The 19432-nt window shown below is 62.2% G+C and carries 22 protein-coding genes and 6 tRNA genes; 17 read left to right on the forward strand and 11 right to left on the reverse strand.

Annotated elements, in window-relative coordinates:
- Complete coding sequence (gene ispH / locus OZ911_RS03290) at positions 1-948, forward strand: 4-hydroxy-3-methylbut-2-enyl diphosphate reductase (RefSeq protein ID WP_016484782.1); 948 nt, start codon at positions 1-3, stop codon at positions 946-948.
- A 125-nt stretch (positions 949-1073) separates the two neighbouring features.
- Here ispH and OZ911_RS03295 read toward each other — a convergent pair whose 3' ends face one another.
- Positions 1074-1565 (reverse strand): GspH/FimT family pseudopilin, encoded by a 492-nt coding sequence (locus OZ911_RS03295; RefSeq protein ID WP_016484783.1) that lies wholly within the window; start codon positions 1563-1565, stop codon positions 1074-1076.
- 108 nt (positions 1566-1673) lie between these two features.
- Here OZ911_RS03295 and OZ911_RS03300 point away from each other — a divergent pair, with 108 nt between their 5' ends.
- The 5 genes from OZ911_RS03300 to thiO are packed head-to-tail and all read left to right on the forward strand — an operon-like array spanning position 1674 to position 4495.
- Positions 1674-1856, forward strand: coding sequence for a prepilin-type N-terminal cleavage/methylation domain-containing protein (locus tag OZ911_RS03300; protein WP_016484784.1), 183 nt, complete (start codon positions 1674-1676; stop codon positions 1854-1856).
- Positions 1853-2491 carry a PilW family protein gene (locus OZ911_RS03305; RefSeq protein WP_023048224.1) on the forward strand — a complete coding sequence of 213 codons (639 nt, stop codon included), beginning with the start codon at positions 1853-1855 and terminating at the stop codon, positions 2489-2491. Before OZ911_RS03300 ends, OZ911_RS03305 begins: the two co-directional genes overlap by 4 nt.
- A complete protein-coding gene (locus OZ911_RS03310) occupies positions 2488-2952 on the forward strand; it encodes a hypothetical protein (protein WP_070086706.1) in 465 nt (154 codons plus the stop codon). The genes OZ911_RS03305 and OZ911_RS03310 overlap by 4 nt, the downstream gene beginning before the upstream one ends.
- A gap of 1 nt (position 2953) precedes the next feature.
- Entirely contained in the window at positions 2954-3343 is a 390-nt protein-coding gene (locus tag OZ911_RS03315; RefSeq protein ID WP_070086707.1) for a type IV pilin protein, read from the forward strand.
- A 54-nt stretch (positions 3344-3397) separates the two neighbouring features.
- Complete coding sequence (gene thiO / locus OZ911_RS03320; protein ID WP_070086708.1) at positions 3398-4495, forward strand: glycine oxidase ThiO; 1098 nt, start codon at positions 3398-3400, stop codon at positions 4493-4495.
- 197 nt (positions 4496-4692) lie between these two features.
- On the opposite strand, the gene OZ911_RS03325 is transcribed toward thiO, so the two are convergent.
- Together OZ911_RS03325 and OZ911_RS03330 are read right to left on the reverse strand one after the other, a co-directional pair.
- Positions 4693-4923: a PP0621 family protein gene (locus tag OZ911_RS03325; protein ID WP_016484789.1), complete on the reverse strand. Its 231-nt coding sequence runs from the start codon at positions 4921-4923 to the stop codon at positions 4693-4695.
- Between the two features lie 94 nt (positions 4924-5017).
- Entirely contained in the window at positions 5018-6037 is a 1020-nt protein-coding gene (locus OZ911_RS03330) for an outer membrane protein assembly factor BamD (RefSeq protein ID WP_016484790.1), read from the reverse strand.
- Between the two features lie 147 nt (positions 6038-6184).
- On the opposite strand from OZ911_RS03330, the gene rluD reads away from it, so the two are divergent.
- From rluD to OZ911_RS03370, 8 genes are all read left to right on the forward strand, one after another.
- Positions 6185-7147: a 23S rRNA pseudouridine(1911/1915/1917) synthase RluD gene (gene rluD / locus OZ911_RS03335; protein WP_024718082.1), complete on the forward strand. Its 963-nt coding sequence runs from the start codon at positions 6185-6187 to the stop codon at positions 7145-7147.
- Positions 7144-7884, forward strand: coding sequence for a peptidoglycan editing factor PgeF (gene pgeF / locus OZ911_RS03340; RefSeq protein WP_016484792.1), 741 nt, complete (start codon positions 7144-7146; stop codon positions 7882-7884). The genes rluD and pgeF overlap by 4 nt, the downstream gene beginning before the upstream one ends.
- A gap of 248 nt (positions 7885-8132) precedes the next feature.
- Positions 8133-10697: an ATP-dependent chaperone ClpB gene (clpB, locus tag OZ911_RS03345; RefSeq protein WP_016484793.1), complete on the forward strand. Its 2565-nt coding sequence runs from the start codon at positions 8133-8135 to the stop codon at positions 10695-10697.
- Between the two features lie 415 nt (positions 10698-11112).
- Positions 11113-11188: transfer RNA gene (locus OZ911_RS03350), tRNA-Asn, on the forward strand.
- Positions 11189-11192: 4 nt separating this feature from the next.
- Positions 11193-11269 (forward strand) — tRNA-Pro (locus OZ911_RS03355).
- 6 nt (positions 11270-11275) lie between these two features.
- A tRNA-Lys gene (locus OZ911_RS03360) sits at positions 11276-11351 on the forward strand.
- 46 nt (positions 11352-11397) lie between these two features.
- Positions 11398-11474: transfer RNA gene (locus OZ911_RS03365), tRNA-Pro, on the forward strand.
- A 5-nt stretch (positions 11475-11479) separates the two neighbouring features.
- Positions 11480-11555: transfer RNA gene (locus OZ911_RS03370), tRNA-Lys, on the forward strand.
- Between the two features lie 205 nt (positions 11556-11760).
- Here OZ911_RS03370 and OZ911_RS03375 read toward each other — a convergent pair.
- From OZ911_RS03375 to OZ911_RS03390, 4 genes are all read right to left on the reverse strand, one after another.
- Positions 11761-13056: an NAD(P)/FAD-dependent oxidoreductase gene (locus OZ911_RS03375; protein WP_016484794.1), complete on the reverse strand. Its 1296-nt coding sequence runs from the start codon at positions 13054-13056 to the stop codon at positions 11761-11763.
- An 84-nt stretch (positions 13057-13140) separates the two neighbouring features.
- Entirely contained in the window at positions 13141-13314 is a 174-nt protein-coding gene (locus tag OZ911_RS03380) for a DUF3094 family protein (RefSeq protein ID WP_013970765.1), read from the reverse strand.
- A 132-nt stretch (positions 13315-13446) separates the two neighbouring features.
- Positions 13447-14076 (reverse strand): DUF1780 domain-containing protein, encoded by a 630-nt coding sequence (locus tag OZ911_RS03385; protein WP_013970766.1) that lies wholly within the window; start codon positions 14074-14076, stop codon positions 13447-13449.
- A 55-nt stretch (positions 14077-14131) separates the two neighbouring features.
- Positions 14132-14563 (reverse strand): hypothetical protein, encoded by a 432-nt coding sequence (locus OZ911_RS03390; protein WP_016484795.1) that lies wholly within the window; start codon positions 14561-14563, stop codon positions 14132-14134.
- Positions 14564-14649: 86 nt separating this feature from the next.
- Between OZ911_RS03390 and OZ911_RS03395 the strand changes: the two genes are divergently transcribed.
- Complete coding sequence (locus OZ911_RS03395; RefSeq protein WP_023047450.1) at positions 14650-15357, forward strand: energy-coupling factor ABC transporter permease; 708 nt, start codon at positions 14650-14652, stop codon at positions 15355-15357.
- Between the two features lie 211 nt (positions 15358-15568).
- Here the strand turns inward: OZ911_RS03395 and yacG are convergent, their stop codons facing one another.
- The 4 genes from yacG to OZ911_RS03415 are packed head-to-tail and all read right to left on the reverse strand — an operon-like array spanning position 15569 to position 18466.
- Positions 15569-15769, reverse strand: a complete 201-nt coding sequence (yacG, locus tag OZ911_RS03400; RefSeq protein ID WP_016484797.1) for a DNA gyrase inhibitor YacG — start codon at positions 15767-15769, stop codon at positions 15569-15571.
- Positions 15766-16389, reverse strand: coding sequence for a dephospho-CoA kinase (gene coaE / locus OZ911_RS03405; RefSeq protein WP_016484798.1), 624 nt, complete (start codon positions 16387-16389; stop codon positions 15766-15768). Before coaE ends, yacG begins: the two co-directional genes overlap by 4 nt.
- Positions 16389-17255, reverse strand: coding sequence for a prepilin peptidase (locus OZ911_RS03410; protein ID WP_070086709.1), 867 nt, complete (start codon positions 17253-17255; stop codon positions 16389-16391). Before OZ911_RS03410 ends, coaE begins: the two co-directional genes overlap by 1 nt.
- A 2-nt stretch (positions 17256-17257) precedes the next feature.
- The gene (locus tag OZ911_RS03415; protein ID WP_070086710.1) at positions 17258-18466 is read right to left on the reverse strand and encodes a type II secretion system F family protein; all 1209 of its coding nucleotides are present in this window, start codon (positions 18464-18466) and stop codon (positions 17258-17260) included.
- 216 nt (positions 18467-18682) lie between these two features.
- On the opposite strand from OZ911_RS03415, the gene OZ911_RS03420 reads away from it, so the two are divergent.
- The gene (locus OZ911_RS03420) at positions 18683-19093 is read left to right on the forward strand and encodes a pilin (protein WP_016484801.1); all 411 of its coding nucleotides are present in this window, start codon (positions 18683-18685) and stop codon (positions 19091-19093) included.
- Positions 19094-19164: 71 nt separating this feature from the next.
- Positions 19165-19240: transfer RNA gene (locus tag OZ911_RS03425), tRNA-Thr, on the forward strand.
- The last annotated feature ends 192 nt before the right edge of the window (positions 19241-19432 follow it).

Consider the following 19432-nt stretch of genomic DNA (forward strand, 5'->3'; position numbering starts at 1 on the left):
ATGCAAATCAAACTCGCCAACCCTCGCGGCTTCTGCGCGGGGGTCGACCGGGCGATCGAGATCGTCAACCGTGCGCTGGAAGTCTTCGGCCCGCCGATCTACGTGCGTCACGAAGTGGTGCACAACAAGTTCGTGGTGGAAGACCTGCGCAATCGCGGTGCCATCTTCGTCGAAGAGCTGGACCAGGTGCCGGACGATGTCATCGTCATCTTCAGCGCCCATGGTGTGTCCCAGGCCGTGCGCCAGGAAGCCGCTGGCCGTGGCCTGAAAGTGTTCGATGCCACCTGCCCGCTGGTCACCAAGGTGCACATCGAGGTGGCGAAGTACAGCCGTGACGGCCGAGAGTGCATTCTCATCGGCCATGAAGGGCACCCGGAAGTCGAAGGCACCATGGGCCAGTACGACGCCAGCAATGGTGGCGCCATCTACCTTGTCGAGGACGAGGAAGATGTTGCCAGATTGCAGGTGCGCGACCCTGATCACCTGGCCTTCGTAACCCAGACCACGTTGTCGATGGACGACACCAGCCGCGTCATCGACGCCCTGCGTGCGCGCTTCCCGAACATCGGTGGCCCGCGCAAGGACGATATCTGCTACGCCACCCAGAACCGCCAGGACGCCGTCAAGCAGTTGGCCGGTGAGTGCGACGTGGTGCTGGTGGTCGGCAGCCCGAACAGCTCCAACTCCAACCGCCTGCGTGAGCTGGCCGAGCGCATGGGCACCCCGGCTTACCTGATCGACGGTGCCGAGGACCTGCAGCAGGGCTGGTTTGAACAGGCAGCACGCATTGGCATAACCGCTGGCGCTTCGGCCCCCGAAGTGCTGGTGCGTGGCGTGATCGAGCAGCTCAAGGCCTGGGGCGCTACCGGCGCTGAAGAGCTGGACGGGCGTGAAGAGAACATCACCTTCTCGATGCCAAAAGAGCTGCGGGTTCGCTCGCTGATCTGACTGAAGCCTGTACTGGCCTCATCGCTGGCAAGCCAGCTCCCACAGGTACTGCACAAGCCTTGAAGGCAGTGGTATCCAGTGGGATCTGGCTTGCCGGCGATAGGGCCGGCAAGCTCGGCTCAAGGCTATGTGCTTGCACAGCGAGTATTGTTTCGGTCCTCTGCAAGCAATCTGACTCTGCCGCTCGATGCCAGCACCACTTGGTATCGGCTGCTGGCAGATGAGCGTTCACACACTTCCAGCGTTGTTCCCAACCAGCTGTTGTTCAGCGTCATTGGAACCCCCAACGCACTGAACTTGAACCGCTCCCCGCGATTGCTCGTAATCTTGAGCGGCCTCGAAAGGCGCTGCTCGCGCAACAGCTGCTGGTTATGCTCCAGCATTACCTGCCAACCGTTCCCCCAATTACCGTCCAGCGCCTGCACCAGCACCGGCTGGCTTTGCAGCATGGCGTGGCTGCGTGCGCTGCGCAGTGCCTGTGCCAAATCACGGGCAGCGGCTGCCCGGTGTAGGTCGTCGCTCATCCTGGCGTAGGCCGGCATACCGAGCTGTGTCAGCAAAACGGTCACTGCCAAGGCCGACAACATTTGTATCAGTGTTACGCCTCGTTGCTTCACCGTGCATTCCTCCGTGAAAGTGCTTGGCTATAGCTTCACGTTGGCTGGCCAAGCGGTCTAGTCGGCCAGGTTCAGGACTGTTGCAGGAAAATTCGCAGGAGTGCAGGGATGCACACAAAGCATCGGGGCATGACGCTGCTGGAAGTGTTGTTGGCAGTCGTGGTGGTGGCCGTGGGCATGTTCGCAGCGGCAGCGATACAGTTGCAGGCATTGCAGGCTGCGGACAGCGCGCGCCGTGATGGGCAGGCGGTAATGGCGACGCACAGTGAGCGTGAACGGGGGCGTCGATGAGGCGCGCCCAAAGTGGTTTTGGTTTGCTTGAGTTGATGCTGGGGCTAGGTATCGGCTTGGTATTACTGGCGGCGGTTAGCCAGGTCTTTACATCAGCTCACCAGGCCTGGCGCCTGCAAAGTACCGCGGTGCGCATGAATGATGAGGCGCGGCAGGCATTGTTGCGCATGGCGCAGGACGTGCGCATGGCCGGAATGTTCGGCTGTATGCGCCTCAAACCTGGCGACTTCCTGGACGTGGCTGCGCAGCCTGCCTTTGCCCGGCCACTGCAGGCCGATAGGTCAAGCTTGAGCCTGGTTGTCGCCGAGCTGCCAGGGTATGCGGGCGACCCGGAGTGGACCGTGGTGACGAACTGTATCGACGAAGTGAGGGTTCATAAGCATCGAGTACAAGGCGATGAAAAGCTGATGGCTGTGCCCGTCAGTCGCCATCATTATGTGCACAGTGGCACCACGCTTTTCTTCAAGCGGGGTCACATTAATCAGCCACTGGTCGATCATGTACGGGTGCTGCGAGTGGGGTATGTACCTGGTGAGCGGGTCGATCTTCTACTCACATTGTACGAACCCAGCTTGCAGCTTGAGCAGCATCACTCGCTGAGCGTGGCACTCCGCAACCCGGTACCCGCTTCATGAGCCGCCAGCGTGGTGTGGTTCTTCTGTTGGCCCTGGTCCTGAGCATGCTGCTGGGTCTGCTTGCAGCATCTGCCCTGCGCGACGCCCTGGTGGAAACGCGAATGACGGGATACCTGAGCGATGGTCTGCGAGCGTTCGAAGAAGCCGAGGCTGCGCTGCAGGCAGGGAAACACGAACTTGAGCGGGCACCTCCTGACCCTTGTGGCGCGTGCCTGCCACCAGCCCGACCGCACGATCTGGCAGGGCAGTGGCAGGGCACCCACAACGGTTACTTCCATATACAGAACCTGGGCACGAGCACTCGCGCTGCGCACCTGCCAGACGAGCAGCTGGTTACCCTGTTCCGCATAACTGGAGTCAGCAAGCAAACCCAGTCACGGCATGTGCTGGAAGCCGTCTATGCCATGGCTGGCGACACCACCCGGCGTATCAGCTGGCGGCAAAGACTGAGAGGAGACTGACATGCAGCAAGGCTTGAGCCTGATCGAGTTGTTGATTGTGCTGGCCGTGACCGGCATTCTGGCAGCCATTGCCTACCCCAGTTACAGCGACCAGCTTCGGCGAGCCGCACGCAGCGAAGTGGTTGGCCTGCTGCATGATGCCGCCCTGCGCCTGGAGCGCCACCGCGTGCGCACCGGCCAATATGCCGAGGGTGACCCGGCCTTGCCCGACGGTACCCGCTATTACAGCCTGCTGGCCCAGCGCGACAGCGACACCTTCACGCTGCGCGCACGGCGGCTGCCCAGTGGGCTGATGGCGCAGGATCGCTGTGGCGACTTCCAGCTCGACCAGGCCGGCGCGCAGCGCAATCCGGGTGCCGTTGGCGGCAGCGAGCACTGCTGGGGAAGCTGAAGGTTGAATGATGCCCGGTGCATCGCGGTTTTACTTCAGGTGTTGGATCGACAGATGAGCAAGCAAGTAGTGGTGGTCGGCGGCGGGGTGATCGGCCTGCTGACGGCGTTCAACCTGGCGGCCAAGGTCGGGCAGGTGGTGGTATGTGACCAGGGTGAGGTCGGGCGTGAGTCGTCGTGGGCCGGTGGTGGCATCGTTTCGCCGCTGTACCCTTGGCGCTACAGCCCGGCTGTGACCGCCCTGGCGCACTGGTCGCAGGACTATTATCCGCAGCTGGGCGAGCGTTTGTTCGCCAGCACCGGTGTCGATCCCGAAGTGCACACCACGGGACTGTACTGGCTCGACCTGGATGACGAAGCCGAAGCGCTGGCCTGGGCCGAGCGTGAGCAGCGGCCGCTGAGTGCCGTGGATATCACGGTGGCCTACGACGCAGTGCCGGTGCTGGGCCCGGGTTTCAAGCGCGCGATCTACATGGCTGGCGTGGCCAACGTGCGCAACCCGCGCCTGGTGAAATCGCTGAAGGCGGCGCTGCTGGCGCTGCCCAACGTCACCTTGCGCGAAAATTGCCAGATCACCGGCTTCGTTCAGCAGGGCGGGCGCGTGACCGGGGTGCAGACCGCTGAAGGTGTGCTGGCGGCGGATGAGGTGGTGCTCAGTGCCGGGGCCTGGAGTGGCGACCTGTTGCGTACCCTGGGCCTTGAGCTGCCGGTAGAGCCGGTGAAGGGCCAGATGATCCTGTTTAAATGCGCTGAGGACTTTTTGCCGAGCATGGTGCTGGCCAAGGGGCGCTATGCGATCCCGCGGCGGGATGGGCACATTCTGGTGGGTAGCACGCTGGAGCATGCCGGGTATGACAAGACCCCGACCGAAGATGCGCTGGAAAGCCTGAAGGCATCGGCGGTGGAGTTGCTGCCTGGGCTCGAAGGGGCCACGGTGGTGGGGCACTGGGCCGGGCTGCGGCCAGGCTCGCCAGAGGGCATTCCCTACATTGGGCCGGTGCCAGGGCACGAGGGGTTGTGGCTGAACTGCGGGCACTATCGCAACGGGTTGGTGCTGGCGCCAGCGTCGTGCCAGTTGTTTAGCGACTTGCTGACCGGTGCCGAGCCAATCATCGACCCGGCGCCGTATGCACCGGCAACGCGGTTGGGCTGAGGGCTTCTACGGTCAAGCACAGCCCTTGAAGACCATGAAAACCCTGTGGAAGCGGGCTTTTCCCGCAAACACCGGCGAGGCCGGTGTCAGGCACCGCGTGGCCCCATTCGCGGGGCAAGCCCGCCCCCACAGTGATCACTGTTTTCTGCGTGACAGCGCAGCCCAAGGGGCTGGGCAATCTTCTACAGGTGTTGTGTTCAGCCCTGTCGGCCAGGCCCCTGTTGCAGGTGCGCCTGGCTGCAATACCACTCTTTGCCCTGCTGCAGCGCCCGGTCGTTGGGCAGGTGTACGCCGCAATGGGCGCAGCGCACCATCTGCAGTGGCGCATCCAGTTTCGCCTCGGGGTGCGACTGTTGGCTGACTTTGAACTTGCGCCACAGCCAGAACGCGGCGGCGATCAGGGCGATCCAGAAAAGTAGGCGAACCATGGTGTCCAGCTTGTCGGTTGAAGAAGCTGACAGTCTAGGATGCGGCCAATAAAAAAGGGAGGCCCAAGGCCTCCCTTTCATGTACCGCTGTGTATCAGTCGAACAGACCAAAGGTCATGTAGCTGAACCAGGAGCGGTCTTTTTCTGCTTGTTTCGGGCCTTCCGGCACGATCGGGTCGCCGTTTTCGTCTTTCGGCAGCAGCTCTTGCGGCATCTCGTCACGCGCGTCCTGGAACTGCTTGACCACGTCCTGGTTCGCGCGGGTTTCGCCCGGCGGCAGCGGCGTATCGGTTTCGATCAGGCCCAGGGTGGCCTTGGACAGCCAGCCGCGCCCGTCAGACTCGGTCTGCTTGGGCTGGAACTCGCCATCGGCCAGGCTCGGGTGGTCAGGGTAGTTGAGCTTGAGGGTTTCCAGGCTGCTGGCGGCCAATTCGTCCAGGTGCATCTTCTGGTACGACTCGACCATTACTGCCAAGCCGTCGCCGACCGATGGGGTTTCCTGGAAGTTTTCTACCACGTAGCGGCCACGGTTGGCGGCGGCCACATAAGCCTGGCGGCTCAGGTAGTAGTCGGCCACGTGGATTTCATACGAAGCCAGCAGGTTGCGCAGGTAGATCATGCGCTGCTTGGCGTCGGGCGAGTAGCGGCTGTTGGGGAAGCGGCTGGTCAGCTGGGCGAACTCGTTGTACGAGTCGCGGGCGGCACCCGGGTCACGCTTGGTCATGTCCAGCGGCAGGAAACGGGCCAGCAGGCCACGGTCCTGGTCGAACGAGGTCAGGCCTTTCAGGTAGTAGGCGTAGTCGACGTTCGGGTGCTGCGGGTGCAGACGAATGAAGCGCTCGGCGGCCGACTTGGCAGCCTCGGGCTCGGAGTTCTTGTAGTTGGCGTAGATCAGCTCGAGCTGCGCCTGATCGGCATAGCGGCCGAACGGGTAGCGCGATTCCAGGGCCTTGAGCTTGTTTACGGCGCTGGTGTAGCTGGAGTTGTCCAGATCAGCTTGCGCCTGCTGGTACAGCTCGGCTTCGCTGAGGTTCTCGTCAATGACCTCTTTATTAGAGGAACAGGCCGCGGTAAGCCCGAGGATGGCGATCAGCAGCAGGTGTTTCACTTGCATGGCGGCTTGCGTCCCTTTGACGGCCGCTGTCTTGGGCGGTGCCGTCCTGTTATGATGAGCGCCCCGGCCAACCCCGGGACAAAAGAAGCCGTATTTAACCACAAGCTCGCAGCCGAAACCAAAGGCTGTGCGCCCGCCGAATCGAGCATGTCCGAGATCATTCAACTTAGCGCAGAGGTACCGTCCGAACTGGGCGGCCAACGCCTCGACCAGGTCGCCGCCCAATTGTTCGCTGAGTACTCGCGTTCGCGGCTTACTTCGTGGATCAAAGAGGGCCGCCTGACGGTCGATGGCGCCGTTGTGCGCCCTCGAGACACCGTCTATGGTGGCTCGCTGCTAGCACTGCAGGCCGAACAAGAGGCCCAGGGCGAGTGGATCCCAGAAGATATCGAACTGGATATCGTCTACGAAGACGACCATATCATGGTAATCAACAAGCCTGCCGGGCTGGTCGTGCATCCGGCTGCCGGTCATGCCAGTGGTACGTTGCTCAATGCGCTGCTCCACCACGTGCCAGACATCGTCAACGTACCGCGCGCCGGCATCGTTCACCGGCTGGATAAAGACACCACCGGCTTGATGGTGGTGGCCAAGACCTTGCAGGCGCAGACCAGGCTGGTCGAGCAGATGCAGGCGCGCAAGGTCAGCCGCATTTATGAATGCATCGTGATCGGCGTGGTTACTTCCGGTGGCAAGATCGATGCCCCGATCGGTCGCCACGGCGGCATGCGCCAGCGCATGGCAGTCACCGACGGCGGCAAGCCGGCGGTCAGCCACTACCGCGTGCTCAAGCGCTTCCGCTCGCACACCCACGTGCGGGTCAAGCTGGAAACCGGCCGTACTCACCAGATTCGTGTGCACATGGCCCATGTTGGTTTCCCGCTGGTCGGCGACCAGACGTACGGTGGGCGCTTCCGCATTCCGCCGGCTGCCAGCCCAACCATGGTCGAGGCGGTCAAGACCTTCCCGCGCCAGGCGCTGCACGCGCGTTTCCTGGCCTTGGCCCACCCGATTACCGGTGAAATCATGAAGTGGGAATCGCCACTGCCCGATGATTTCGTGTGGTTGCTGTCGCTGCTCAACCAGGACCGCGAGAGCTTTATCGGATGAGTGGCCTGACGCAGTCGCTGTTGTTTCCCGACTGGCCCGCCCCGGCCTCGGTTCGCGCCTGTGTCACCACCCGTCAGGGCGGCATCAGCCTGCCGCCCTACGAAACTTTCAACCTTGGCGACCACGTAGGGGATGACCCTGCTGCCGTTGCCGAGAACCGCCGCCGCCTGAGCGACGCGTTCGCCATCCGCCCTGCCTGGCTGAAGCAGGTGCATGGGCTGGTGGTGGCGGATGCCGACCCTGCCGTGGTGGCCGAAGCCGACGCCAGCTGGACCGACCAGCCTGGTATTGCCTGTACCGTGATGACCGCCGATTGCCTGCCCGCGCTGTTCTGCGACCGGGCCGGTACTCGCGTGGCGGCGGCGCATGCTGGCTGGCGCGGGTTGGCGGGCGGCGTGCTGGAAGCCACCCTGGACCGCCTGGCACTGCCGCCTGAAGAAGTGCTGGTGTGGCTGGGGCCAGCCATTGGCCCACAGGCTTTCGAAGTGGGGCTGGAAGTGCGTGATGCCTTTACCGCCGTGCACCCGCAAGCTGCTCGGGCATTCGTCGAGGGCGAACGGCCAGGCAAGCTGATGGCGGATATCTACGAGCTGGCGCGCATTCGTCTGGCTGCCCGTGGCGTAACTGCCGTGTATGGCGGCGGCCTGTGCACGGTCAGTGATGCGCGGTTCTTCTCCTATCGCCGTACCCCGCAGGGTGGGCGCTTCGCATCACTGGTGTGGCTGCAACCCCGCTAGCCTGTACTGGCCTCTTCGCGGGCTCGCCCGCTCCCACAGGAATCCACACCTTTTGAAACTGTTGGTGTACCTGTGGGAGCGGGCATGCCCGCGAATGGCCACCGTTAATTCAACAGGTTGACTTCGGTCAACCCCGCTACGCTTGAATCTTCCAGAATCAGCCTTATCTATAAGTTCATCTCAGGCAGGTTTCTTCATAAACAGGCGCTGTCCATCGCTCCGACCTGCCCTTTAAAGGAAGGTACACCATGCGAATAGACCGTTTGACCAGCAAGCTGCAACTCGCAATATCCGATGCTCAATCCCTGGCCGTTGGCATGGACCACCCAGCCATCGAGCCCGTGCACCTGATGCAGGCACTGCTCGAACAGCAGGGCGGTTCGATCAAGCCGCTGCTGATGCAGGTTGGCTTCGACATCAACAGCCTGCGCCAGGCGCTGGTGAAAGAACTCGACCAGCTACCAAAAATCCAGAACCCGACCGGCGACGTGAACATGTCGCAGGACCTGGCGCGCCTGCTCAACCAGGCCGACCGCCTGGCCCAGCAGAAAGGCGACCAGTTCATTTCCAGCGAACTGGTGCTGCTGGCCGCCATGGACGAGAACAGCAAGCTCGGCAAGCTGCTGCTGAGCCAGGGCGTGAGCAAAAAGGCTCTGGAAAATGCCATCAACAACCTGCGCGGTGGTGCCGCAGTCAATGACGCCAACGCCGAAGAGTCGCGCCAGGCGCTGGACAAGTACACCGTCGACCTGACCAAGCGCGCCGAAGAAGGCAAGCTGGACCCGGTAATCGGCCGTGACGATGAAATCCGCCGTACCGTGCAGGTGCTGCAACGCCGTACCAAGAACAACCCGGTGCTGATCGGTGAGCCTGGTGTGGGTAAAACCGCCATCGCCGAAGGCCTGGCCCAGCGCATCATCAATGGTGAAGTGCCTGACGGCCTCAAGGGCAAGCGCCTGCTGGCGCTGGACATGGGGGCGCTGATTGCCGGTGCCAAATACCGTGGCGAGTTCGAAGAGCGCCTGAAATCCCTGCTGAACGAGCTGTCCAAGCAGGAAGGCCAGATCATCCTGTTCATCGACGAACTGCACACCATGGTCGGCGCCGGCAAAGGCGAGGGCGCCATGGACGCGGGCAACATGCTCAAGCCTGCCTTGGCCCGTGGCGAATTGCACTGCGTCGGTGCCACCACGCTGAACGAGTACCGCCAGTTCATCGAGAAGGACGCCGCCCTGGAGCGCCGCTTCCAGAAGGTGCTGGTGGAGGAGCCGAGCGAGGAAGATACCATCGCTATCCTGCGTGGTCTGAAAGAGCGCTATGAAGTGCACCACAAAGTGGCCATCACCGACGGTGCCATTATCGCTGCGGCCAAGCTCAGCCACCGCTACATCACCGACCGCCAGCTGCCGGACAAGGCTATTGACCTGATCGACGAAGCGGCCAGCCGTATCCGCATGGAGATCGACTCCAAGCCGGAAGTGCTCGATCGCCTTGATCGCCGCCTGATCCAGCTGAAGGTGGAATCGCAGGCGCTGAAGAAGGAAGAAGACGAAGCCGCGAAAAAACGCCTTGAGAAGCTGACCGAAGAAATCGAGCGGCTGGAGCGTGAATATTCCGACCTGGAAGAAATCTGGGCATCGGAGAAGGCGGAAGTGCAGGGCTCGGCGCAGATCCAGCAAAAGATCGAGCAGGCCCGCCAAGAGCTGGAAGCCGCCCGTCGTAAAGGCGACCTGAGCCGCATGGCCGAGCTGCAGTACGGGGTGATCCCCGACTTGGAGCGCAGCCTGCAGATGGTCGACCAGCACGGCAAGACCGAGAACCAGTTGCTGCGCAACAAGGTGACCGAGGAAGAAATTGCCGAGGTGGTGTCGAAGTGGACCGGTATTCCCGTGTCGAAGATGCTCGAAGGTGAGCGCGATAAGCTGCTGAAAATGGAAGCATTGCTGCACCAGCGTGTGATTGGCCAGGACGAAGCGGTGACCGCCGTCGCCAACGCAGTACGTCGCTCGCGTGCGGGGCTGTCTGACCCGAGCCGGCCAAGCGGTTCGTTCCTGTTCCTTGGCCCCACCGGTGTGGGCAAGACCGAGCTGTGCAAGGCGCTGGCCGAGTTCCTGTTCGACACCGAAGAGGCGATGGTACGCATCGACATGTCCGAGTTCATGGAGAAACACTCCGTGGCTCGCCTGATCGGTGCACCACCAGGGTATGTAGGGTATGAAGAGGGCGGTTACCTGACCGAGGCCGTACGGCGCAAGCCATACTCGGTGGTGCTGCTGGATGAGGTGGAGAAAGCCCACCCGGATGTGTTCAACGTGCTGCTGCAGGTGCTGGAAGACGGCCGCCTGACCGACAGCCACGGGCGCACCGTGGACTTCCGCAACACGGTGATCGTGATGACTTCCAACCTGGGCTCGGCGCAGATCCAGGAACTGGTAGGCGACCGCGAGGCACAGCGTGCGGCGGTGATGGATGCAGTGGGCGCGCACTTCCGTCCGGAGTTCATCAACCGTATCGACGAAGTGGTGGTGTTCGAGCCACTGGGCCGCGAGCAGATTGCCGGCATTACCGAGATCCAGCTGGGCCGCCTGCGCAGCCGTCTGCTGGAGCGCGAACTGTCGCTGAGCCTGAGCCCGGAGGCGTTGGACAAGCTGATTGCCGTGGGTTACGACCCGGTGTACGGCGCACGGCCGCTGAAGCGGGCTATCCAGCGCTGGATCGAAAACCCGCTGGCGCAGCTGATCCTGGCAGGCCAGTTTGTGCCGGGTACGTCGATTACCGCCACGGTGGAAGGCGACGAAATCGTCTTTGGCTAATGCGTTGCACCATGAGCCCCGCTTCTGCGGGGCTTTTTTTTGCTTTCCCACACCGCTGTGGGGCCCCTGTGGGAGCGGGTTTACCCGCGAAGAGGCCGGTGCAGCCCAGTAAAACCGGGGCTTTCGGGGAATTCAGGTTAACTTGCTGAAATTTTTGAAATTTTTGCTTGCATCAAGATTCGGGTGACCCTAATATACGCCGCGTTGTCAGGCACTAAGCGAATCACCAGCAACATCGGTGACCGCAAAACAACTTACAAATCAGTAAGTTGAATGAAAAAAAGTGGTTGACAAGCAAAACGAAGAATGTAGAATAGCCGGCCTCAGCAGCGACAAAGCGAAAGCTAAGAAGCTAAAGAGTCCGAAGCGAACACAGTCTTCGGAGTAGTAATCGGTAGTTGTACCGAAATTTAGTTCCGCGATAGCTCAGTCGGTAGAGCAAATGACTGTTAATCATTGGGTCCCTGGTTCGAGTCCAGGTCGCGGAGCCAATCTCGGGGTGTAGCGCAGTCCGGTAGCGCGCCTGCTTTGGGAGCAGGATGTCAGGAGTTCGAATCCCCTCACCCCGACCATTTTCCGGGTCGTTAGCTCAGTTGGTAGAGCAGTTGGCTTTTAACCAATTGGTCGTAGGTTCGAATCCTACACGACCCACCATGTAAAGAAGGGCATCTCAAAGAGATGCCCTTTTTTTTGAAAGACCCGGGGTGTAGCGCAGTCCGGTAGCGCGCCTGCTTTGGGAGCAGGATGTCAGGAGTTCGAATCCCCTCACCCCGACCATTTTTGGGTCGTTAGCTCAGTTGGTAGAGCAGTTGGCTTTTAACCAATTGGTCGTAGGTTCGAATCCTACACGACCCACCATGAATAAAGGGCATCTCGAAAGAGATGCCCTTTTTCTTTTGCTCAGATTTAACCCACCTCTTACCGCAACACGGGCCCTTGTGGGAGCAGCCTTGTGCTGCGAAAGGGCCGGTACGGCAAAAGATTTTCTCTGCGGGTAATGGCCTCTTCGCAGCACAAGGCTGCTCCTACAGGTCAGCGCATGGCCTGCAGGAGCGGGTGCCTGTCAGTGCAGCTTCAGGCGCGGCTCGGTACCCCGGCCAATCTTGCTACCCAGCATCATCAACGCCGTGCGGAAGAACCCGTACAACGCCATCTGGTGCATGCGGTACAGCGACACGTAGAACATCCGCGCCAGCCAGCCTTCCAGCTTTACGCTGCCCATCAGGTTACCCATCAGGTTGCCCACCGCCGAGAAGCGCGACAGCGACACCAGCGAGCCGTAGTCTTTGTACTCGTAAGTCGGCAGCGCCTTGTTCTCCAGCCGCGCCTTCAGGCTCTGCGCGAGCATCGACGCCTGTTGGTGCGCGGCCTGGGCCCGGGGCGGCACGTTGCGGTCGCTGCCCGGTTGCGGGCAGGCGGCGCAGTCGCCGAAGGCGAAGATGTTGTCGTCGCGGGTAGTCTGCAGGGTAGGGCGCACCACCAGTTGGTTGATACGGTTGGTTTCCAGGCCATCGATGTCTTTGAGGAAGCCAGGCGCACGGATACCGGCCGCCCACACTTTCAGGCTGGCCTGGATCACTTCGCCGTCCTTGGTCTTCAGGCCGTCCTCGGTCACTTCACTGACGGCAGCGTTGGTCAACACCTTCACCCCGAGCTTTTCCAGGGTCTTGTGCACCGGCACGCTGATGCGCTCTGGCAGCGCCGGCAGCACGCGCGGGCCTGCCTCGATGAGGGTGATGTGCATGTCCTTTGGCTGGATGCGGTCCAGGCCATAGGCCGCCAGTTCGTGGGCGGCATGGTGCAGTTCGGCCGCCAGCTCCACGCCGGTGGCACCGGCGCCGACGATGGCTACGCTGATCTGCTCGCTGGCCACGTCGCCGGCGTGGGCGCGCAGGTAGTGGTTGAGCAATTGCTGGTGGAAACGCTCGGCCTGCTTGCGCGTGTCGAGGAACAGGCAATGCTGCGCCGCGCCCAAGGTGCCGAAGTCGTTGGTATTGGAACCCACGGCAATGACCAGGGTGTCATAGCCCAGGGTGCGCGCAGGCAGCAGTTCGCGGCCCTCATCATCGAGGGTGGCGGCCAGTTGAATCTGCTTGCCCTCGCGGTCCAGGCCGCTCATACGCCCCAGCTGGAAGTTGAAGTGGTTCCACTTGGCCTGCGCCACGTAGTTGAGTTCGTCTTCCGAGGAGTTCAGCGAGCCGGCGGCCACTTCGTGCAGCAGTGGCTTCCAGATGTGCGTCAGGTTGGTGTCGACCAGGGTGATCTCGGCTTGCTTGCGCTTGCCCAGGCTTTTACCCAGGCGGGTCGCCAGTTCCAGGCCGCCGGCGCCACCGCCGACAATCACGATGCGATGAGTCATGGGGATATCTCATAAGGTTTACGGAATTCGTGGCCCGGGGGGCCGGCCGCAAACTGCACGAGGGGAGGGCGAGCGCGAGGCAGCTCATAGCACCAGTCCACTCAGCAGGCGGCTGATGAGACCCAACCCGATGGTCACGGCTACCACTAGCACAAGGAGCAGCCACGGCCGGAAAGGCCTGCGCTCGACTTGATGCTGGGGGGCTCGCAGATACTCATCGACACGACGCTGATCTTCCGGGTTCAGGCGGCTGGTCATGGTGGGCCTCGTCAGGTAGACGTCTGTGACTGCGCAAACGCTACAGCGTTCGTGCAGGCGCTTGAAACAAATGATAATGCTTTCTATCCCTGGCGCCGAGTGTACGCCATCGCAAACACTCGCTGCACTGGATCAAAGACTGATGCCCACGTCGAAGACAATGCTGCGGCCCAGGTTGCCGCGCAGGAAGTCTGGTGCATCGGGGTGGGCGAACAGCACCCGGGCAAAGGTCGGCCCCACCAGCGACAGCGAGCGCCAGCCCTGGCGCAGGTATTCGGTGGGCGGCGGGAAGTGGGTGTTCAGGTCGAGCACTTCGCGCTTGAGGCTGGCGAAGGCGATGATGTCCAGCTCGTTCAGCTCCAGCCCGCGTTCCCGGTAGTTGTGCGCCTTCTTGCGCAAGGTCGGCGCCAGGCGCCCCAGCAGCTCGGTGGCACTGATGCGCCGCGGGCGCGCTTCACGGCGCACCAGCTGTGCCAGGGAAAACGCACTGCGCCGGCGCTGCAGCTCTTCGCGCCACTCATCGTTCAGCCGACGCCCCTCGTCGAGCACAAAAAACACCTCGAAGGCCGCGTCGCGGAACAGCACATCGGGCGGCTCTTGCCCGGCCGGGGTGAAGTCTTCGCTGCGGTAGGGGATATTCAACCCCTGCAACAGTCGCTGGCACACCCAACGCTCCCGCTCCCACTTGCGGGCGTTGGAGAGAAAGGCGTTAGCTTGTTCGGCCTGGATGGTAAGCAGGCGCAGGTAGTCTGAGTCATCCATGCAGACAAGCTTAGCCGCTAATCGATGACGGTAAGATGCTGTTTAAGCGTGGGAATCAGCTCAATACTGGCCACTGCTGCACGAGCCCGACCAGGTGGACCAGGCCGAAGCCCAGGCAGATCAGCGAACTGACTACGATAAAACGCTGCGAACGCCCGGTGCCCGCCAGCAATCTTGGCCCCAGCACGCCGCGTAGCAGGTACACCAGGGTGATCAGGCAGAGGATTGGCAGCAGCAACGGCAGCCTGCCGATTGCCCCTGCCGCCGACAGCGCATAAGCCGACCAGGCCAGTAACACGCAGGCGATGGCGGCGGTGATCAGCCCCGGGTACCAGCGACCCTTTTCGGCTGCCACCGCCATACGCTCGCCAGCCCCGAACAAACGGTACCAAGGCGGGCCTACGGCGATGATGACGAGATGAAGTACGCCGATGATGGCGTTGAGTGCCGCTGCCAGCAGCAGGGCAGGGTTGAGTCCTTCCGGCATGACCAATGCTTCCTGCATCGAACGAGGCCGCCAGCCTACCGCAGCCGAAGGAAAGGGAGAATGGGTGTAGACTCGGTTTTATCCACATGGCTGCAATGGGTATTGTTCAGGTGATCAGCGCGCAGGTGTTGTCCGGTAACACGTTAAGCCTTGGCTGGCTGGGTTATGTGCCATTGCTGATCTGGGCGGTAAGCCGGGTTCGCTGGGTTGAACTGTTCACCGACCGGCGCCGCCAGCATCTGCTGTTTGGCACGGTGTTCTGCCTGTTTGCGCTGTGGTTGGTGAGGCGCGATTTCGATACCGGGGTGTCGTACCACTTCATTGGCATGACGGCGGTCACCCTGTTGCTGGACTGGCCGCTGGCGGTGCTGGGCGGGTTCATGGCCCAGCTCGGCTTGCTGGCGCTGGGGCGCCAGGACCTGGCGGCGCTGGGGGTGAATGGCTTGTTGCTGGTTGGCTTGCCGGTGCTGATTACCGAGGTGTGCGCGATACTGGTCGAGCGTGCACAGCCGCGAAACCTGTTCGTGTATATCTTCTGTTCGGGGTTCTTCCCGGCAGCACTGACCGTGCTGGTTTGCGTGCCCGCAGCGCTAGGCTTGTTGTGGCTGGACGGGCGTTTTGCCCTGCCGGAGTGGCTCAGCGACTTTGTCGGCTATCTGTGGCTGATGATGTTCCCCGAGGCGTTCATCAACGGCATGGTGATCAGTGCGCTGGTGGTGTTTTGCCCGGAGTGGCTGGAAACCTTCAACCGCACGCGGTACCTGCAGGCGCCCTGGAAGGAAGATGAGCGGTGAATGTATGGTGGCTGCGCCGGCCTCTTCGCGGGTAAACCCGCTCCCACAGGTACTGCACAGCACTCAGAGGTTGCACTCTCACTGTGGGAGCGGGCATGCCCGTGAACACGGGCGAAGCCCGTGCCATCCCCTGCGCCGCCTGCTTCGCGGGCTTGCCCGCTCCCACAGGTACCGCGCGGGTTGTGGGCCCACGTTGTATGTGTGGATCAGCTCAATGCCGCGGCTCCAGGTCTCCCGAATACAGCTCATCCTCGGACTCTTCTGCCCCCGGAATCTTGTGCTCTTCGGCCGCCCAGGCCCCCAGGTCGATCAGCTTGCAACGGTCCGAACAAAACGGCCGGAACGCACTTTTCTCGTTCCATTCCACAGGTGCGCCACAGGTCGGGCAATCGACGGTCAATGGCTGGCTCATGGCTGGCCTCCTTTCAAAGTCAGGTAAAAGTGGTGCAGGCGGTCAATCTGCTCATGCAGCGCGGCCAGGTCGCCGTCGTTGACCACCACATCATCGGCATGGCGCAGGCGTTCCTCACGGGCCAGTTGGGCCTGCAGAATCGCCTGCACCTGTTCGGCACTGGTGTTGTCCCGCGCCAAGGTACGGGCTATTTGCAGTTCCTGCGGCGCATCGATCACCAGCACGCGCTGGGTCTTGTGGTACTGCCCCGATTCGATCAGCAACGGCGACACATACACCGCATACGGTGACTGCGCCTTGGCCAGGTAGCTGAAAATCTCCTGCCCGATCAGCGGGTGCAGCAGTTGCTCCAGCCATTTGCGCTGCGCCGGGTCGGCGAAGATCAGCTGGCGCAGGGCGGCGCGATCAAGCTGGCCGTCAGCCTGCAACACACCCGGGCCGAAGCGCTCGACGATGCTGGCCAGGGCCGGGCGGCCAGGTTCGACAACCCAGCGCGCCGCCTGGTCGGCATCGACCAGGTGCACGCCAAGTTCGACAAAACGCTCGGCAGCGGCGCTCTTGCCGCTACCAATGCCGCCGGTCAGGCCGAGAATCCAGGGGGTAAAGGCTGCAGTGGCCATCAGTATCCAAGCAGTTGCATGTAAGAGGCGTATATTTCATCACCCCAGAGCACAGCAATCCACCCCGCAATCGCCAGATAAGGGCCAAAGGGGATCGCCGTACTCAGCGCATGCCGGCGCAAACGCAGCAGGCACACGCCTACCAGCGCCCCCACCACCGACGACAGCAGCAGCGTCAACGGCAGCACCTGCCAGCCGCCCCAGGCCCCGATCAGCGCCATCAGCTTGAAGTCGCCATAGCCCATGCCTTCCTTGCCGGTGACCAGCTTGAACACCCAGTACACCGTCCACAGGCTAAGATACCCGGCCACCGCGCCCCACAACGCGTCAGCCAGTGGCACATACAGGCCGAAGGCGTTCACGATTAGCCCAAGCCACAGCATCGGCAGCACCAGCACATCCGGCAGCAATTGGTGGTCCGCATCGATCAGGCTCAGGGCTAGCAGGCACCAAGTGAGCGGCAGTGCCAGCAACGCCTCGGCCGAAGCACCAAAGCGCCAGGCCACCACCAGCGACAGCAGCGCGCTGGCTATCTCGACCAGCGGGTAGCGCGGGCTGATACGGGCCTTGCAGGCTGAGCAACGCCCGCGCAAGGCCAGGTAGCTGAGTACCGGAATGTTCTCCCACGCGCGAATCTGATGCGCGCAATGCGGGCAGCGGGATGCCGGCAGGCACAGGTCGAAGCGTTCGTGTCGCGCAAGCGGCAGCCCCAATACCTCTTGCGCCTCACGCTGCCATTGTCGCCCCAGCATGATCGGCAGGCGATACACCAGCACGTTGAGAAAGCTGCCCACCAGGAGGCCGAGCACCATGGCCAGGGTAAGGAAGTACGCCGGCTGCTCAGCCAGCAAAGTCCATAGAGTCATGTTCAGATCAGGCTACCCAACTGGAAGATCGGCAGGTACATCGCCACCACCAGGCCACCCACCAGTAGGCCCAGTATCAGCACGATGGCCGGCTCCAGCAGGCTGGTCAACTGGTCCAGCGCCTGGCTGACCTGTTCCTCGTAATGGCTGGCGGCTTTTTCCAGCATCTGGTCCAGAGTGCCGCTGGACTCACCGATGGCCGTCAGCTGCACCAGCAACGGTGGAAACAGCATCTCGCCTGCCATCGCCTGGTTCAGCCCTTGCCCATTGGCCATGCCCTGGCGCAGCCGCAGCACCGCCTGCTCATGCAGCTCGCCCCCGGTCACCCTGGCCACCGTGCCCAGCGCATCCAGCAACGGCACCCCGGCGCCGTACGACGTTGCCAGGCTACGCGCAAACCGCGCCAGCGCCGCCTCCCTCAGCAACTTGCCGAACACCGGCAAGCCCAGCACCCGCCGAGATATCCACAGGCGCGCTGGCGCATGCTGCCGGTACAGCTGGCGCACGGCCAAACCCAGCACCACCCCCATCACCAGCAACAGCGGCGCAAACCGGCTCAGCCCTGAGGACAAGTCGATCACCCACTGGGTAAATGCTGGCAACGCCGCGCCCATGCCCGAGAACATGCTTTCAAATTTCGGGATAACCTCCAGCAACAAGATCGCCGACACCCCCAGCCCGGTCAGCAACAGCAGCAGCGGATAGACCATCGCCTTGCGCACCTTCTTGTGCAGCGCCCGGCGCTGTTCCAGCATGCCCGCCAGTTGTTCCAGCTGCCGGTCAAGCGTGCCCGACTGCTCACCCACACGCACCAGGTTGCAGTACAGCGGGTCAAACCACGCCGGGTGGCGCTGCAACGCATCTGCCAGCCCAAGGCCCGAGGCCACATCCTGTTTCAATCTATCCAGCAACGCCGCCTGTGCCGCATCGCAACCACTGCGCCCCATCACTTCGAATGCCTGCAGCAGCGGCACCCCGGCCTTGAGCAAGGTCGCCAACTGCCGGCTGAAACCCGCCGGGTCCGCCTTCGCCCGCCGCTTCGGCAAACTGAATGTCAGCCCGCTGACTGGCCGCAAACTGGCCACCGTGATGCCCTGGCGAATCAGCCCGGCACGCACATAAGCCGGGCTGCGCCCAGGTGTTTGGCCGCTGACCGGCGTGCCGTTCGCGTCTGTGCCGTGCCAGCTGTAGAGCAGTGAAGTTGACGTCATGCAAAGGTCCTTTTTCAGCCCCGGCGACAAGCCTGGAAACAGCTTGCCGCGTCCATGCCAGGGCGCGCGTCCATGATGCTCACTAGAGTAGTTCAGCGAAGATGACGCCCAAGCGGGCAGGGGTGACAAAAGGTGTCTGTTCAGGCCTACTGCGCCGCTGCCGGTTGGGGCGCAACCCACCTCAATGTGTAAGCGAATCAAAAAGGAAAGATGTTCATGAAAGGGCAACGCGGTATCACCCTGATCGAACTGATGATCGTTGTCGCGATCATCGGCATTCTGGCGACCATCGCCTTACCGATGTACACCAACCACCAGGCACGCTCCAAGGCCGCGGCCGGGCTGCTGGAAATCAGCGCGCTGAAGACGGCGATGGATTTGCGGTTGAATGACGGGAAAGACGTAGCGGCCGTGGCCGAACTGGGTGGCCAGCCGGCAACGGCGCATTGTGCGATTACCGCTAGCGGCAAGGCCGCAGATGGCAGCGGCAGCATTGCTTGCACGCTGGTGGATGCGCCGGCAAACGTGCTGGGCAAGGCACTGACCCTGACGCGTTCCGCCAGCGGCTGGGCGTGCACCACCGACATCGAGGAAGACCTGGCGCCCAAGGGGTGCAAGGGGGCTTGAGGGCAGGGCAATAAACTAGCGGAAACAGGGGTTTGCGTTGCGGGTGTGAGCAGTGGTACGTTGCGCTACACGCCGGTGTAGCTCAGTCGGTAGAGCAGCGCACTCGTAACGCGAAGGTCGCAGGTTCGATTCCTGTCTCCGGCACCAGAATCAGTTGGCCTATGGCGACTTCTCGCTACCTGGCACCAATAGAAGCCCGCCTTGTGCGGGCTTTTTTGTTCCCGCTTTTTTCCCCACGGATCTGCGTGTTTTTGACTTTATGGTCCGCAGTTTTCCACTTAGGGTTGCGCGTATTTTTAGATAATGGTTAGCTGTCGATCAGGTTCTTGCCAGTGTTTA

The sequence above is a fragment of the Pseudomonas fortuita genome, from assembly GCF_026898135.2.
Classification (GTDB): Bacteria; Pseudomonadota; Gammaproteobacteria; order Pseudomonadales; family Pseudomonadaceae; genus Aquipseudomonas; species Aquipseudomonas fortuita.